Consider the following 17,675-nt stretch of genomic DNA (forward strand, 5'->3'; position numbering starts at 1 on the left):
CAGAACAGAAAGATCAAATTCCGGTTTTTATTTCCCCTCAATAATCACATCGAAATCCTTACGGGAATAAAAAATGGTGATTCATATTCACGGCAAGATAAAATGCTTATTCAGAAACAAAAAATTTAAACAGGAGGATAAAATATGAAACGTATTTTCATTTATGGATTGCTGTTCCTGATGATCGGAACAGTATCGGCTTGCAAACAAAAGACAAAAAAAGCCGATAACAACGATGTGAAACAGGAAATGAAAGATGTATCACAGTCGGTAAGTCAGGCATTGGAAGAAAAGAAAGCTGATTTAACAAGTAAAGCACAAGAGTTGCTTGAACAGGCCAATCAGAAAATTGACAACTTCAAATCGACAATGGACAACCAGTCGGACAAACTATCTGAAGACAAAGAGAAAGCGTTGAAAAAACTGGAAACGCAACGCGATAAACTAAAATCGGATTTAGACCAACTGAACGACAAAACCCAGGAACAGTGGGAACAATTCAAGACGCAGTTCGACAAGGACATGGATAACCTGAGCCAAAGCGTCAAGGAATTTTTCGATAACGACAAATAATTCGGGAAACGCAGACAGCGAAAAAAACGATCAGTTAGCCGGAATGCAGCTTGCCTCATTCCGGCTTTTTTTGTGCTGTTTCAAAAACACCTTACCGAAGCCGTGCTCAAAAGTTAACGGGCCGTCCAACTCTCAGGGAAGCCATTCACAAACGTGCGTGGGCTGTCCAATTCCCGGGGAAAGCCATTCACAAACGTGCGTGGGCCGTCTAACTCTCAGGGAAGCCATTCACAAGCGTGCGTGGGCCGTCTAACTCTCAGGGAAGCCATTCACAAACGTGCGTGGGCCGTCTAACTCCCGGGGAGGCCATTCACAAAAGTTAATGGGCCGTCCAACTCTCAGGGAAGCCGTGATCAAAAGTTAACGGGCCGTCCAACTCTCAGGATAAGACATATTACAGATAGGCAGATACTTTCTTTTCCAGTTTGACGATATCGGCACTAAACTTCCGGATACCTTCAGACAGTTTTTCAGTTCCCATGGCATCTTCATTCAGCATCCAACGGAAAGATTTCTCATCCAGCGTCAACTTTTCGATGTCGGCATCTTTCACATCTTCCGGACGAAGTTTCTGTTCCAGTGTTCCTTCCCGGCCCTCCAATTCCTTCAGTAATTTTGGCGAAATGGTCAACAGGTCGCAACCCGCCAGCTCGATAATCTGTTCCGCTTTGCGAAAACTGGCGCCCATGATTTCCGTTTTGTATCCGAATTTCTTGTAATAAGTAAAAATATCAGTTACGCTGGCCACACCCGGATCTTCTTCTACCGGGATATCCTCCACCCCGCGATCCTTCTTGTACCAGTCATAAATCCGGCCAACGAAAGGCGAAACCAATGTAACACCTGCATCGGCACAGGCAATCGCCTGCGGCATACTGAACAGCAATGTCAGGTTACAATGAATGCCTTCCTGTTCCAATATGCGGGCCGCTTCGATTCCTTCCCACGTCGATGCGATTTTAATCAGCACCTTTTCTTTGCTAATGCCCACTTCGTCGTACAACCGAATCAGGGTACGGGCCTTCTCAATCGTCGCCGCTGTGTCAAAGGATAAGCGGGCATCCACTTCCGTGGAAACACGACCGGGAACGATCTTCAGGATTTCCCGTCCAAAATTCACCGACAGTTTATCCATGCAAATGGTCAATTGTTCCTGTTTACTGGCACCATGCCCTTTCGCATATTCCAGGGCATCCTGGATGAGGGAATCATATTTTGAATCTTCGGTGGCAGCCAGAATCAACGACGGATTGGTCGTCGTATCCTGGGGCTTGAATTCCTTCATCGATTCAAAATCGCCGGTATCAGCAACAACCGTTGTTACTTTTTTTAATTGTTCCAGTAAGTTCATTTGTACATGTTTTTTTAATACGACTTTTCACTTATTTTCGGTAATCGTTGAATTCGTTCGCTCAACAAATAACCAGTGTTCCTTTGTTAACGGCACTCACGAACTACAACAGATTAGCCTCCATAGAGTTCGTTTCACCTGCGATTGAATAAACCAAAGTCATCATTTCGTGCGGGAGGCCCACAACCCCTAAAACGCTTTCAGTCTTCCCGTTTTAAAACTAATTTTTTCGGACAGCATGCAGCATAATTTTTATTGCATCCGGGCCTTCCGTCTTGCCTTACCTGCATAAACTTTCAATATTTTGGGTAAGTAGCATAAAACTCCGTAACTTACGCAACATCTAATTAAAACGAATGTCAGATGAATATTTATGTTGGCAGTCTTCAGTACGATATTACCGAAGATGAATTACGAAGTATATTTGAAGCTTATGGCGCGGTTGATTCGGTGAAAATCATTATGGACAAGTTTTCCGGTCGCAGCAAAGGCTTTGGTTTTATTGAAATGCCTGATAGTACAGAGGCTGAACAAGCCATTCAGTCATTGAACGGTTCTGAAATTAGTGGCCGAAAAGTGATTGTTAACCTGGCAACAGAAAAAAAGGAAAGGCCTCGCCGAACCGGTGGTTATGAACAAAGGGGCAATTACCGTTGAAGTCATTGGGTATCCCTTGTATTCCAATCAATTTTCCTTATATTGCCAGTGAATGTGGGAAAATGAGTCATTCATTCACGCATTCAGCTATTATTAATTAACAACAAACGACAGGTTAGAAAACAAAAAGGCTGAACATTCAACGTTCAGCCTTTTGTGTATTACTCTTTTCAGCTTACCGGAATAACAGGCAAACAGGCTTTGGAGCTTTTATTTCGCTGGTATAAGTAAGCATACCTGTTTCCGGATTGCGGCGGAAGGCCACAATGTTGTTACTGTTCTGATTGGCTACCAGCAGGAATTTACCATCGGGTGACAACGTAAAGTTCCGCGGAGTTTTTCCCCTTACTCCTTCCGTTCCTTTCTCCGTCAGTTTTCTGCTTTGCGGATCGATGAAAAAAATAACGATGTTGTCCAGTCCGCGGTTCGAGGCGTACAGGTATTTCCCGTCAGGTGAAATAGCTATTTCGGCACAGGTGTTTTCTCCGTCGTAGCCTTTAGGTAATGTGGAAACCGATTCTTTCACATCAAAGCCTCCATCATCTTTCATTGCCACACGGGTAACGGTGCAACCCATTTCGCTAATCACATACATATTCTGTCCGTTGGGGCCAAAAGCAATGTGACGGGGTCCGGCTCCCGGAGCCATCGGTATTTGGGGTGTTTTGCACGGCACCAGCTTTCCGTTATCGGCATCGAGACGATAAACATATACATCGTCTGTTCCCAAATCAGCCGCAAAAACGCTATTTCCATCGGGCCCGAAATATGAACTGTGTGCATGCGGTCCCTTCTGACGGTTAACATTGGGCCCGTGTCCTTCGTGCTGGCTCACATACAATGCTTTGCTGATGGTTCCGTCACCGTCCAACTGAAACAGTCCCACGCTACCGCTGGTGTAGTTGGCCGTCAATGCAAACCCCTCCGGATTAACAGCCACAAAACAGGGATCGGCACCGCCACTGGGTTCCTTATTGATGGACTTCAGATTGCCGGTACTTTTATCCACCGCAAATGATTCGATATACCCCTGGGTATTGCCTACTGCCGTGTTTTTTTCCTGGACAGCCAGTAAGTAATTTCCATCAGGCGTGAGCGTTACAAAAGATGGATTAACCGAAACTCCGGCCAATGCATAATTCTCCAACTGACCGCTTTCCGGATCCAGCCCACAGCGATAAATTCCTTTGCTATCGCTTCCTTCGGTGTAGGTTCCGATATAAAACATCATGCCTGATTTTGAGTTATCCTGAGCCACGCCCTTTGCCGGACCGGCTAAAACAGCCGCACCGGCAAATAAGAGGAGAAAGATATTTTTCTTCATGGATTCAGCAATTAAAATTTGCCTAAAGTTAACGAATTTGTCCGGCTTCAATTCTGCCTGAATAAGGATGGAATCACTAATTGTTGAAACAACGGGAAATGAGGCATGCTAACCACCCACAATACACTAAAAGAAAAGGACTGCCCTGTCATGGCAGTCCTTCATCAAGCTTTGGTGATTAGGACAAGCTTTCGCTTGAAAAATAATTATGGCTTTTGGTGAGCGCCCCAACTTTGGTTTGCCCGGTTGCCCATGACAAGTACCAGTTTAGCGCCGTTCATCAAGTCCGAATGACTTAGAACGGGTACATCCAATGGTTTTCCATTGAGCGTTGCCGACTGGATATATTTGTTTTCACCGGAAGCATTTTTCGCCTCTACCTCAAATATCTTTCCGTTCGCCAGATGAATTTTCACATTGGTAAACAACGGACTTCCGATGCTGTAGACTGGTTTTCCCGGCGTAACCGGATAAAAGCCCATCGAAGAGAAAGCAACAAACGAGGATAGGCCACCGCCGTCTTCATCGCCGGGAACGCCCATCAAATCATTCCGGAACCACTCATGCAAAAGTGCTCGAACTAATTTCTGCGTTTTCCATGGCTGTCCGGCATAATTGTACAGGTAAGGGATATGGAGCGATGGCTCGTTGGCCATGGTAAACTGTCCCTGGTTGAAGGTGAGAGCATAATCGTAGAAACTAAAAACGGGATGAAACAACGCTTTAACTATGCCGAAACCTTTGTTATTCCTGCGGCGGCGGAAAGCTACCGAATAATTAACGAATCGAAAACTGAGGTAATGGTTGTAAAAGCGTTTTTAAAGTAAACTAGTTTCAACACCAATTATCAATTACCATAAATATCCTACATCCTTATACTTCAAGACTATATTTATAAAGTTGACGGGGGCGTTGTACAAAAAACAAAATAGCCGCAGCCAGGGCGAATACAAGTCCTGCTGAAATTGAAACGGCATACGACAGCCCGAATCCTTCAGGAGCAAACAACAGGTAGCTGGTGATTACAACGGTCATGAAAAGTGCCGGAATTAAAGTGATCCAGTAGAATTTATTTTCGCGTGCCAGGTAAACGGTGATAGCCCAAAGAACAACCATGGCCAATGTTTGGTTCGACCAGGCAAAATAGCGCCAGATAACGGCAAAATTCATTAGCGTAAGGCCGTAACCAACTGCAAATAACGGAATGCTGACCATCAGCCGGTTTCTAATTGGTCCTTGTTTGAAATTCAGAAAATCGGCCACAATCAGCCGGGCACTCCGGAATGCAGTATCACCTGAAGTGATTGGCGCTGCAACCACACCCAGCAATGCCAACGCTCCGCCAAATTTCCCTAAAAGTGAGTTGGAGATTTCATTCACTACGTAAGCTGCATTTCCATTATTGGCAACCATCACGTCGTTCAGCGGACCGACGCCGCGATAGAAAGCCATCCCGATAGCCGCCCAGATCAGCGCCACAATTCCTTCGGTGATCATTGCGCCGTAGAACACCCCCCTGCCCTGCTTTTCGTTGGTAATGCAGCGAGCCATCAAAGGCGCCTGGCTCGAATGAAATCCGGAAATCGCGCCACAAGCGATGGTAATGAACATCATCGGGAAGACAGGGAACTTATCGGGTTGATCGTGAAAATTGGTAAAACTTCCCAAAGTTAATTCCGGTATGCGATAACCTTTTACAAACAAGACAGCTGTCAATCCAACAGCCATAAACAGCAGGGCAAAACCAAAAACCGGATAAATCTTTCCAATGATTTTGTCGATCGGAAGCATGGTGGCCAGCACATAATAAACAAACACGGTCCACACCCAAAAATTCATTGTCAGGCTTTCGGGAGTGAGGCCCTCCAGAATTTTCGCCGGACCGATGATGAACACGGCGCCAACGATAACCATGAGGATCACGGTGAAACCGCGCATAAATTGTTTGGCGCCAACGCCCAGGTAAATTCCGACAATTTCAGGAATACTCAACCCTTTGTGTTTTACCGACAACATTCCTGCAAAATAATCGTGGACGGCGCCTGCGAAAATGGATCCGAGAACAATCCACAAAAAGGCAACCGGTCCCCACATGGCGCCGGCAACAGCTCCAAAAATAGGTCCCAGCCCGGCAATGTTCAGGAATTGAATCAGGAAGGTTTTCCATTTGGGTAAAGGCATGTAATCCACGCCGTCATTCATGCTCATAGCCGGAGTTTCGCGGTTTTTATCGGCTCCGAAAATCTTCTCCATTAACTTTCCGTAAACCATGTAACCCAGTACCAGGGCGACTATTGAAATAAAAAATGTGATCATAACAGGTTATCGTTTAGTAGTTTTTCTGCCTTCCTGCTAAAGTAAAAATTTTTTACTGCAGATTAAGCACTTGTTTATTTTCAAGTAGTGTTTTCTTCAATTTCAGATAATCAATATCCTGAACATTCTTCTGTTCGTCAATGGCTTCTGCAGCTGCCAACGCCGCCGATTGCCCCAGAACCATGAACACCGGTTCCATCCTGATGGAGCCAAAGGCAATGTGCGTGGCACTCAAACAAACCGGCACAACTAAATTTGCACACTCATCGCTTTTCGGAACTATCGAGCGATAGCTGATTGGGAACGGCGCTTTGACATGGGCTTCTACATTTCCTTCATTTTTCACCCAGCCTTCCGGAGTGACGTAACGTTTCACATGATGCGAATCCATGCCGTAAGCAGCCATGCCTATCGGATCATCCACCACTTCAAGGCGCTCACAATTTTTCTGTGTCATCACATAATCGCTGATCATGCGGCGTGCCTCGCGCACATACAGTTGTTGCGGCCAGCCATCTTTCCGTCCAAACTCATCTTTGCAAGTTCCCCACCGAGCCACTTCATTTCGCACCTTCTCCGGAACACGCGGATTATTGGCGAGCGTCCACATCAGTCCCTGCTGATAGTTGCGGTGAGCCTCAGCAATTTTTTCACGTTCAGCATACGAAGCTTCCGGATAATTGTAATTCTGCCCGATAAAATCCGTCGAAAATCCGAGCCGGTTGTTGGTGTCGGTTTTGCGATTTGGCATGAATGAATTAATCCACGGAATACCCGTTTCACCGGCTTCAAAATCGCGCAGCAACAACTCATAATTTATTGTATCGTATCCTTCAGGCTTGAAGAATGGAATCCGGTTTTCTGGCACATCAGTCAGGCACATGCGGTAACAATAAGCCTGAATTCCCTTGTCAGCTGCACCCAGCTCGCCGTGTCCGTTTGGCGAAATGCCCGGCAACAACCCACTCGACGGATCGCCTTTTTTGACGTACGGATCAACGCCGTCAACAAAATTGTGGTTGGCCGCATCACGCGAAATTTCACCCCCGATCGTCTTCGCTTCAGTGCTCCACTCAATTCCGTCGAGCGTTTCGCCGTATTGGCTGTTTGCTTCGCGCCCAATAGTATAGGAAACTCCGGCGGCAGCCATCAAATCGCCCTCATACGTGGCGTCGATAAATAGTTGCCCTGAATACGTTTTGCCACTTTTCATCGTGATCGACACGATTTTGTTCCCTTCTTTTTTGACCCCCGTTTCCCGGCTTAGGCGCTGGTTATAAACCAGCTTCACCTTCTCTTTTCCCAACATATCCTGAAAAACTTTCAATGCAGCCGAGGGTTCGAATGTCCACATCGTGACTTCAGCAGTAAGCGTTCGGGTTTGGCCGCCGTCTTTGTAGTCTTCCGGCTTTTGCCATTTCCAGTGCGCCGGATCGTTATAATACAATCGGATGTTGTGATAAAATTCGCGGGCAATTCCGCCAATGACTTCTTTTTTGCCGATGTCGGTCTGCCCAAGTCCGCCAGTTGTCAATCCGCCAATTCGGTTTGTAGGCTCAATCAGAACAACCGATTTCCCACTCCGGCTGGCCTGAATGGCTGCCGCCACTCCGGAAGAAGTTCCGCCATAAATCACAATGTCATACTGATTATTATTATTGCTGGCCTGGCAACCTGTTATAAAGATGATCAGGCCGAGGATTCCGATTCCAAATGCAGTTCGCTTTTTCATATTTTGTAAGTTAAATTTTTATAATTATTCCGAAGTAATTACCGTGCTTTTCACATTAAAACCTTCCAGTTCAACTTTCGTCTGAGCGTCCTTCATATCTTTGATAGCAAAGTCAACCGTTATGGTTTTCGACTCTCCCGGAAGCAGCGAGAAATAATTGTCGCTGTAAAATGCAGGACACACCAGGCTGCTGTCGGCTGCGTTGACCACTTTCAGGCGATTAAAAAAAGCCAACTGCCCGGTTTTATTCGACAGATTTACCGTATAATACCGACGCCCGTTTTCATCCTTCCATTTTGCCGAACAGGTCAGCGTTGCTGGCGTCAGTTGATTCAGGGTTTCGAAACCGCCTTGCAATGGTCCGCCAACGGTCCACGGTCCTTTGTACGAATCAGTTGACCGCCAGTAGAAAGTGTCGGCAATCAGGCTGTCTTTCGAATCGTAAACTTCCAGCTTGATGAAATGAACCGCCGTCAGCTTTTCCGTCGGAAGATCAATTTTCAGGATGTCATTCGCCACAGCATCTTCATCCAGATTGAGGTGCATTTCCTTTTCCAGCACGGTTGTCATGTCCATATTGATCAGGCGAAAACGAACACGCAGGTTTTTGAAACTTCGATATTCGTCGTTGTAAACACTCACCGTATTTTTGATGAAATCGAACTGGGCATGAATCGGCTCGAGCGCGTTCTGTGTAAAATATAGCGCGGCCGTTGGCTCCAGATACCAGTCCCATAAACGCGAACAAACCTGCGGCACCGGGCAGTTGTGGTACCAAAACAGTACGCCGGAAGTAAACCGGTCACCGTAATCCAGTTTGTTGTAATTCCAGTTTTCCCAGAGAGCGCGGTACGCCACTGCCCCGACAAGCTGCCCTTTTTCCGTGTAGTCTTCAATATTTTTCGGGCTCCCATATTGCTCAATGGACGTTTTGTATTTGGTCGTCATGTTGTGGAAACCATTCCCGTCGTGGTAATCCCACGTCAATTTATTCATCGGCCAGAGATCAGCTTTCGACATCATTTTCCGCAGCGACTCGACGACCGGCATGCAGGCTGTTCCGTATTCCGGGCAAAACCCGTCGATGCGACTCCCGCGATCCGAAGCGGAATTGTCGTAATACTGCATCGGGTTTTCATATTTATATGGACTGCCGTCGTGTATGCCGCAGCATTCCGATTCAGGCTGGTAGCCGCGCGTACCGTCCAGTTTATTCAGAATCGGTTCAATATCGGGAATCACTTTCCGCTCGTTCGAAGCCACATAATAAGCCAGACTCGGATGGTTGCGCAAGCGTTTCACCGTTGAACGGACATTGTTGAAATACACAGCCGTATCGGCGGGGAAATCGGTATCACCGGTCAGCCAGAACTCGTGCCAGACCAGGAAACCCATTTCGTCGCATAAATCAAAGAAATAATCGGATTCGCTGATGCCGCCGCCCCACAAACGCAGCATGTTTATTCCCGCCTGTTTCGTGTATCGCAGTTGCGCATAGGTCCGTTCCTTTGAAGTGCGCAGCATGGCTTCGGGAATCCAGTTTGAGCCGCGAATAAACAGGCGTTTGCCGTTCACGTAAAAAATGCGCGAATAATCGGGCGTGTTGGTATCCGAACGAATGTCGCGAATGCCAAAGCGCCGGCTGACTTCGTCCGAAACGGTTCCGTCAACTACCACTTTCAATTTCAACGTGTATAAATTTTGAGGTCCTTTGTGAATCGGCCACCAAAGTTTTGGATTTTCAATAATCAGGTCTTTAAACTCTTCCGGAGATAATCTCACCGTCCTCTTTTCACCCGGCGCCAAGGTAATTTTTTTACTGATGCTGATTTTCGCTTCGGCAATTTCAGCAGTCAAAGTAACCGTCTTTTTCTCCTGATCGGCATTTTTTAGTTCAACTGAAATTGTTTCGCCGGAAGGCGAAAGCGCCGGAATAGGCAGACTGGATTTGATAAACGGGTTTTCCAGCGTCACCGGACCGGAAGCAAAAACTTTCACGTTGCGCCAGATTCCGGTATTGCGGTCGCGAATGCCGTCGTAAAACGTAAAATCCCATCCGGCCGTCATCAGCATGGTTACATTTTTTCCAATCGCGCCATCACCGCCGTTCCTGTTTTCGTTGGGCGCCACGTTGGTCTTCGAGTGTGCCTTCATGGTTCCGGGATACAAAACCGGTTCCACCGAAACGGCCAGACAGTTTTTGCCACCAATTTGAATGAAATTAGTAACATCGAACTTCTTTTGCAGAAACATTCCTGTGATATCACCCAACCGATGACCATTCAGCCAGATGTGCGCAATGTAATTGATGCCGTCGAACTGCATCCACACTTTTTTATGCTGAAAATTCTTGGAGGCATCAAACGTGGTCCGGTACCAAAAATAATAGAAATCGCGTCCTACATCGGCAATATCCGGAATCAGCTTATTGATGCGCATGTTATTCTGCCCGAAATAAGGTTCAGGAAAAACACCGTTGGCAATCAGGCTGTTCAAAGCAGTGCCCGGAACAATGGCCGGAGCCCACCAGTCGGTTTTGAAACCGGGTATCGAAATTTCAGCTCCGGAAGCCGATGTTTTGCTTACCCGTTTCATTTGCCACGGGTACGCCTTACCTTTTTCAGGATGTGTGCTCAAAATAATCGTTTCTCCACGAGGTTGAGAGATGCACGCCAGCGAAAAAGCAAGGCAACTTAGCACCAGTATAAGTTTGTAGCTATAATTTCGAAAGAAAATTATCATCATCTTTTTATTTGAAGCGATCCGGAAGAAAGCTTAGTTATTCAAATCCAAAATTTGTCCGCCCTGCAAAAGCTTTTGCTTCAAATCGGCATACGGAATATTTTGCACCGGGCATTGTTCGTCGATGGCCAGAACAGCAGCTGTGGCTGCCGACTGCCCCAGAATCATAAACACGGGTTCCATCCGGATTGATCCATAAGCAATGTGCGTGGCCGAAACGCAGACCGGAACCAGTAAATTGGTGCACTCGCCGGCTTTCGGAACCAGCGAACCATAAGCAATGTGATACGGATGCGGCGGCTGAATGCCCAGATCACCTTCGTTTTGCACGTAACCTTCGTCGGTTACGTAGCGCTGCACATTGTGCGAATCCATCGTGTAGGAACCCATTCCAATCGGTTCCGGAACCACGTGTTTACTCAGCACGTCATTTTCGGTGGTTATATATTCACCCACCATCCGCCGGGCCTCGCGAATATAAAGCTGATGTGGCCAGTTTCCGTTGTCGGTAAATTCGTCTTTGGCCAGTCCCCAGTTTTTCATTTTATCCCTGATTTCGGCCGGAACACGCGGATTGTGAGCTACGTAATAAAGCAGCCCTTTCTGGTAATTCTCATGCTCCTGAATAATTCCTTCCCGCCGGGCATACGACGCTTCCGGATAATCGTAATTCATCCCGATGTTATCACTGCTGAAAGGCCCGTGATTGTTGGTATCTGTTTTCCGGTTGGGAATCATGTCGAACTTGTTGAACCACTCGCGCCATCCGGCGTCAAACACACGTCCGAGCAATTCGTAATCTTTCGGATCGTAATTTTCAGGCTTCGGAAATGGCACGCGGTTTTCAGGAAGATTGCTCATACAAAGCCGGAAACAATACGCCTGAATTTTATGATCGCCGCTACAGTTCGGGCCGGGCTTGTCCGCCGAAATTTTGGGAAGCAACCCGCTCGACGGGTCGCCCGGAACTATGTACGGATCAATGTTATTCCTGAAATGATGACCGTGCTGAAATACTCCGGCCTGCACACCATCCCAGGTCTCATTATATTCCGAGCAAGCCTCTCGCCCAACGCGATACGAAACTCCTGCCGCAGCCATCAAATCACCTTCGTACGTTGCGTCAATAAACATTTTGCCGGAAAAGATATTACCGGAAAGTGTTTTAAATGAAACGATTTTGCCGTTTTCTCTTACCAATCCACTATTCCGGTCAAGCCATTCGTCGCGCAAAACCCTGATTTTATTTTCAGCAATAAAATCTTCAAAAACCTTTTCGGCAACATGCGGCTCAAAAACCCACATGGTTCGATTTTCGCCGTCAATTGCCGGCGTTCCCTGTCCCTTGTTTCCATATTCCGAATGCTTTTGCCAGTTCCAGGCCGCAGAATCATTGTAATGCAACCAAATCCGGTGATAAAATTCACGGGCAATCCCACCGATGGTTGATTTGTCGCCAGTATCGGTAAATCCCAGTCCATTGGAGGTAAGTCCACCCAAATGAGTATCCGGAGAAACGACGATTACTGTTTTTCCTGAATGAGCCACCTCAACCGCAGCAGTTACCGCGGCTGACGTTCCTCCATAAATGACAACATCGGCTTTTTGAACTGAATCATCATTTTTGCAGGAAAAAAAAGCCAGCAAAAAAATGGATGGAATAAAAGCAAGATTTTTAAAGAAGTTGAAGCGCTTTTTCATAGATATGGTTTAGGTTACTCATTTAAGAATTATTATCTTTTACAATTTAACGGTTGAATCACTTTTCTTCAAGTGTTTCTGTTTTTTGGTATTTCTGCTATAAATGTCCCGGTGGTCGTCTGTTTTTTCCGGGAGCTCCGGTCAGATCATCCCCCAAATCTTCGCGGGCTTGTTCCGCCACCTTTTCCAGTTCCTGAACCGTATCCGGATAGAGCGTTTGCACATCGTAACGTTCGCCGGGATCACGACGCATGTCATAAAGGGCCAGTCCTGTTTCACGGTTAACTGTTTTACCGGGATAGCCATCCTTGCCGGGCAAAACCCCCTCATACGAACGATGTTGGTGTGGAAATACCAGTTTCCAGCTTCCTTCCCGAACAGCTTCCAGACTATTTTTTTGATAATAGTAATACAAAAATTTGCGGGGGTTGGCATTCGGAATTCCTTTCATCAAGGGCAGAATATTCACCCCGTCGATCTTTTTTTCCGGAAGTGGCGAACCGGTAATTTGAGCAAGCGTGGGCAGAATATCAATGGTGCAGGCCATTTCGTTGCATACGATTCCCGCGGGGATAACGCCCGGCCATTTCATGATGCAAGGTTCACGCTGGCCGCCCTCGAAACTTGTTCCTTTCCCTTCGCGCAGGGCTCCGGTTGAACCGGCATGGTTGCCAAAATTGATCCAGGGCCCGTTATCCGAAGTAAAAATAACGAGGGTGTTGGAACTCAGATTATTCTCTTCCAGCGTCTTTAATATTTGTCCAACCGACCAATCCAGTTCCATGACCACATCGCCGTAAAGTCCCTGTTTGCTTTTCCCTTTAAATTTGTCAGACACGGCAATGGGAACATGTGGCATCGAATGCGCCAGGTACAGGAAAAAGGGATGATCTTTGTTTTTCCGGATGAACTTCACGGCCTCTTCCGTGTAAAGGGTTGTAAGCTGGCCCATATCATCGAGGTTGCGAATCTCCCGGATTGTTTTGTTTCCCCGGATCAGCGGCAACGGCGGATAGTTGCCCGGACGCTGATGGTTCTCCTGAGTCACGGGCGTCCCGTCGTAATTTACCGGCCACATGTCGTTGGAATACGGAAGTCCGAGGAATTCATCGAAGCCCTGTTGCAAAGGCAGGAATTTTTGAGCATCGCCCAAATGCCATTTGCCAATGGCTTCCGACCGGTATCCCCGTTTTTTTAATAACTCAGGGATGATTTCCTCATCCGGGTTCAGCCCTGTTTTTGATCCCGGGAAAAATGCGCCGTGAATACCGATCCGGTTGGGATAGCATCCCGTGAGGATGGCTGCCCGAGAAGCGGAACAGACCGCCTGTGCCGCATAGAAATTGGTAAAACGGGCCCCATTGGCAGCCATTCCATCCAGGTTCGGGGTCTTATACTGGGTGGCCCCATAGCAGCTCAGGTCACCATAGCCCATGTCATCCACGAAGATTAATACGACGTTGGGCTTGCTGTTTGTCGGTAAATTTTGGGCCGGAAGGTTTTTGGGCGAAATACTCATCGCACCTAACCCTGCCATTCCCAATAGTATTTTTGATTTCAGTTCCATATTATTGATTGTTTTTAAGTTTTAATAATTGATGGTCTTTTATCAGTTGTTCCCTGATAATTGTATAATCCAAATCCTGTGGACAGGTATTGCGGTCGATGGCAAGCGAAGCTATGGTTGCAGCCGATTGTCCCAGAATCATGAAAACCGGTTCCATCCGGATGGAACCAAAGGCAATGTGCGAGCTCGATACACATACCGGAACAATGAGGTTCTGGCATTCATCTCGCTTCGGCAATATAATTTCCATTGGAATTTCGTACGATTTGTGTGGTTCCAGAAAATTACCTTCATTGATCACTTCCCCGTTATATACAACCCGCTGCACATGGTGCGAATCAGGGCCGTAAGAAGCCAGGCCTATTGAATTCTCTTTGGCAACATTCTCCTGGCAATCGTGCTGTGTCAATACATATTCGCCAATCATCCGGCGTGTTTCGCGAATGTACAACTGAGGCGTCCAATGACCGGTTTTTGCATATTCATCTTTAGGCAAGCCGTATTGCAACATTTCCCGGCGAATGGATTCCGACAAACGGAGATCATGACCAAGGAAATAGAACAGGCCAATAGTGAAATCATAATGTGCCTGCCAAATCCTTTCACGTGTGGCATAATCCCCTTCTGGATAATCCCAGTTCATTCCGTTGTAATCTGTGGAGAACGGGCAGCCGTGGCCGCCATCGTTGATATCCGTTTTCAGGTTTGGCATCGGGCTGATTGTCAGCATTTGCATGATGGACTTTAGTTGTTTTGCCCGGATATAGCGGTACAACAATTCATAAGTCAGCGGATCATAATTCGCGGGCTTTTTGATGGGAAGTTTATTCAAACTGTCGGTCGTCAGGCAAACCCTGAAATTGTAGGCCTGGATTTTTTTATCGCCTTGTCCGGGAGTCCCCATGGGGACATTTTGAATGGTCGGGAGCAGGTTCCCGTTTTCATCGTAAGGAGAAACATCCGGGCCGAAGAACTGCTTGGGCTGCCTCACTTTAATGGTCGGTCCTAAAACCCCTGCCAGTGGTTCGTGATACGTATCGCGGCTTTCGCGTCCAACCCGGTAGCTCACTCCGACCAAAGCCATTAGGTCGCCCTGATAGGAAGCATCGATAAAAATTTTGGCCTTGTAAAGACGACCGGATTCCATCCTGATTTCCCTGATTTTTCCATCTTTTTTCAAAATACCATGTTGCAGGTCGAGACGCTCGTTGCAAACCACCTCAATCGGGGTAGGCGCCGAATCAATCATCTGCCGAAAAATGGTTTCAGCCACATGCGGCTCGAACGTCCACATGGGGCCATCTTTCCCTATCCTGTGGTTCCCGCGCATTCTGGATTTGTAAGCAGAAAAGCTTTCTGCTTTCCAGACTGAATCGACCTGATAATATTGATAAACTTTCTGAAAAAATTCCCTGGACAAGCCGCCGATGATTTCCTCATTCCCGATGTCTGACCAGCCCAGTCCTCCACTCATGGCACCCCCGAGTCGATTTCCCGGTTCAATGATCAAAGCCTTCTTTCCCATTTCTGAAGCCTGAATGGCTGCTATGATCCCGGCAGGTGTGCCTCCGTAAACAGCGATATCATATACTCCGGCTGTTTGCGAATCTCCCTGATGAGCCGGAATTTCGTCCGCATTGAGAATTTCAGCCACTGAGATATGCGTAAAAAAAAGACTCCAAAAAACAGTCAGGACGATGATCCCAAATTGGGATTTATGCCGGCGAGACACGTTGGAAATGTATTTCAATATCAACATTTTATCTTGTTTATTTCTGATTTCCGTTGGGATGTGATCTCACATTTAATAAATATTCGTGAATCGGTTGGACATGGTTTTGTCATGTTCCAATATTTTTTCAGCCAGAGAATCGGAGTCTCCATATTTTCGCTGAATTTTTCTCAATTCGACAGTCAGTGAATCCCTCACATGTTGGTATGCCGGATTATTGTATACATTTTGCATTTCTTCCGGATCCTTTTTAAGGTCATACAGTTCCCATTCGTCTATATCGTAGTAGAAATGGACCAGTTTATAGCGCTCGGTCCGGATACCATAATGCCGTTTTACCAATGCGTTTGATATGTTAGAGACCATTGAAATTAACTTTGACAATTGGTTCAGAAGACACAGGTACAAATTAAAGCCCAATGTTCATATCGGAAGATTTGAACATTGAGCAACAATATATTTTGAGAGAGTTGGTTGCCGATTTCAGTCCGGCAACAATTTAGTTTTAATATCCAGGATTCTGGTCTGCCTGGCTGATTTCTGAATTGTTATTTATTTCATTTTCCGGTATGGGCCATAGCATGCGTGCATCAATCACTGTTTTACCTACTGCAGCAAATGCCTCTTTTACCTTTCCGGTCCGTTTGAGGTCAAACCAACGCCTCCTTTCCAGAAGGAATTCGTGCGCTCTTTCCTGTATAACTGAATCAACAAACTGAGTTTCGGTCATTCCTGCAGCATAGTCTACTGGTGACGGGCTGGCAGGATCGTATCCGTACGCCCTTCTTTTAATCATATTCAGTCGTTCAAGTGCCAGCGCCGATGGGCCTCCGTCTGCCCGACATGATGCTTCAGCATAAAACAGAAAGGCTTCGGCATAACGGTAGATGGGAACGCTGTAAATACTTAATCCATTTTCATTGGTAATGAATTTTTTGAAAAGAACTGGTGTAGTTGACGGCAGAGATACCCAATTTCCATCTACATCCTGAATCTTCCGGTACAAATTAAACTTTTTCCTAAGGTCATTATTATTCCAACTTTTCCCAATGATTGAATTACCTGCAGTATCCGGTACCCAGGCGTAATATCCAGTACTACCGTAGTTATAAGGGTAATCGCCGCCCCTGTGCAAATAAATTGGGATTGTGGAAGTAATATTCTCGGAATAATGTACGGACATGATATCTTCTGAACTGGTTTCTGAACCGAAGATTTGATAGAAATCGTCCGGTTTCCGGACAGTTACCAAAGAATACATCCTGCTGTTAATCACATCATCTGCTTCTTTTGCTGCGTCTGCCCAATCTCCCGTGGTGAGATAAACATGAGCCAACAGCATTTTTGCGGCCCACTTCGAAGCTCGTCCGGTTTCAGCCCCAACCGACTCAGGTAGTCCTGCTTCAGCAACTTTCGCGTCAGAAACAATGAGATCGTACACATCGCTTACAGGAGACCGCGGAACGTTTAAATCAGACAAATCGGTGCTTTCCTTCGTTTTAAGCGGTACCGCTCCCCATCCCCTGACGAGTTCAAAATAAGCCATTGCACGTAAAAAATGTGCTTCTGCAAGAATTCTTGTTTGCACATCCGGGCTGATATCGGCAATGTTCGGCACATTGTCCAGAACACTATTCGCCCGATCAATAGCCTGATAAAGAGACGCCCAGCTCGAACCAGCCCTGTTTATATTTTGCCGATCCAAAACCTTACTCATATCGGAGACAGGAGCCTGGGAGCCTCTCCCGTTCAGGTAATCGCCTTGAAGAGCCACCGTCAGGTAGTATGTTATTCCTCCATAGTAATCAGGAGTAAGTGAAGAGTAGGCACCATTGATCGCCCCCTGGGCATCCGCCTCACTCTGAAAATAGTTTGCTCTCGAGACAAAATCTTTGGGAACTTCGTCCAGCATATTTTTGCACGAGCCAAATAAAATTGTCAATAGAATATAGAATACTATCTTTTTCATGTCTTTCCGGT

Annotated in this window: 13 protein-coding genes; 2 read left to right on the plus strand and 11 right to left on the minus strand. The window is 46.5% G+C overall.

Translation table 11 applies throughout. The features are described 5' to 3' along the window. Positions 1 to 144 precede the first annotated feature (144 nt). Positions 145 to 573 (plus strand): hypothetical protein, encoded by a 429-nt coding sequence (locus tag GJU82_RS05255; RefSeq protein WP_153631188.1) that lies wholly within the window; start codon positions 145 to 147, stop codon positions 571 to 573. A gap of 394 nt (positions 574 to 967) precedes the next feature. Here the strand turns inward: GJU82_RS05255 and tal are convergent, their stop codons facing one another. After that, a complete protein-coding gene (gene tal, locus GJU82_RS05260) occupies positions 968 to 1,924 on the minus strand; it encodes a transaldolase (RefSeq protein WP_153631189.1) in 957 nt (318 codons plus the stop codon). A gap of 363 nt (positions 1,925 to 2,287) precedes the next feature. Here tal and GJU82_RS05265 point away from each other — a divergent pair, with 363 nt between their 5' ends. Further along, on the plus strand, positions 2,288 to 2,581 hold the full coding sequence (locus GJU82_RS05265; protein ID WP_025865703.1) for an RNA-binding protein: 294 nt from the start codon (positions 2,288 to 2,290) through the stop codon (positions 2,579 to 2,581). A 175-nt stretch (positions 2,582 to 2,756) separates the two neighbouring features. Here GJU82_RS05265 and GJU82_RS05270 read toward each other — a convergent pair whose 3' ends face one another. From GJU82_RS05270 to GJU82_RS05315, 10 genes are all read right to left on the minus strand, one after another. Further along, on the minus strand, positions 2,757 to 3,905 hold the full coding sequence (locus tag GJU82_RS05270) for a lactonase family protein (RefSeq protein ID WP_153631190.1): 1,149 nt from the start codon (positions 3,903 to 3,905) through the stop codon (positions 2,757 to 2,759). A 206-nt stretch (positions 3,906 to 4,111) separates the two neighbouring features. Then, entirely contained in the window at positions 4,112 to 4,624 is a 513-nt protein-coding gene (locus GJU82_RS05275; RefSeq protein ID WP_228488576.1) for a glycoside hydrolase domain-containing protein, read from the minus strand. Positions 4,625 to 4,778: 154 nt separating this feature from the next. Beyond that, positions 4,779 to 6,221 carry a carbon starvation protein A gene (locus GJU82_RS05280; RefSeq protein ID WP_153631191.1) on the minus strand — a complete coding sequence of 481 codons (1,443 nt, stop codon included), beginning with the start codon at positions 6,219 to 6,221 and terminating at the stop codon, positions 4,779 to 4,781. Positions 6,222 to 6,273: 52 nt separating this feature from the next. Beyond that, positions 6,274 to 7,953: an FAD-dependent oxidoreductase gene (locus GJU82_RS05285; protein WP_153631192.1), complete on the minus strand. Its 1,680-nt coding sequence runs from the start codon at positions 7,951 to 7,953 to the stop codon at positions 6,274 to 6,276. A gap of 24 nt (positions 7,954 to 7,977) precedes the next feature. Then, positions 7,978 to 10,698: a sugar-binding domain-containing protein gene (locus GJU82_RS05290; RefSeq protein WP_153631193.1), complete on the minus strand. Its 2,721-nt coding sequence runs from the start codon at positions 10,696 to 10,698 to the stop codon at positions 7,978 to 7,980. A gap of 30 nt (positions 10,699 to 10,728) precedes the next feature. After that, complete coding sequence (locus GJU82_RS05295; protein ID WP_153631194.1) at positions 10,729 to 12,396, minus strand: FAD-dependent oxidoreductase; 1,668 nt, start codon at positions 12,394 to 12,396, stop codon at positions 10,729 to 10,731. A gap of 97 nt (positions 12,397 to 12,493) precedes the next feature. Next, a complete protein-coding gene (locus GJU82_RS05300) occupies positions 12,494 to 13,963 on the minus strand; it encodes a sulfatase (RefSeq protein ID WP_153631195.1) in 1,470 nt (489 codons plus the stop codon). Position 13,964: 1 nt separating this feature from the next. Continuing rightward, positions 13,965 to 15,722: an FAD-dependent oxidoreductase gene (locus GJU82_RS05305; protein WP_153631196.1), complete on the minus strand. Its 1,758-nt coding sequence runs from the start codon at positions 15,720 to 15,722 to the stop codon at positions 13,965 to 13,967. A 45-nt stretch (positions 15,723 to 15,767) separates the two neighbouring features. Beyond that, on the minus strand, positions 15,768 to 16,061 hold the full coding sequence (locus GJU82_RS05310; protein WP_153631197.1) for a sulfatase/phosphatase domain-containing protein: 294 nt from the start codon (positions 16,059 to 16,061) through the stop codon (positions 15,768 to 15,770). Between the two features lie 139 nt (positions 16,062 to 16,200). Further along, a complete protein-coding gene (locus GJU82_RS05315) occupies positions 16,201 to 17,664 on the minus strand; it encodes a RagB/SusD family nutrient uptake outer membrane protein (RefSeq protein ID WP_153631198.1) in 1,464 nt (487 codons plus the stop codon). Positions 17,665 to 17,675 lie beyond the last annotated feature (11 nt).

The organism is Prolixibacter sp. SD074, assembly GCF_009617895.1.
Classification (GTDB): Bacteria; Bacteroidota; Bacteroidia; order Bacteroidales; family Prolixibacteraceae; genus Prolixibacter.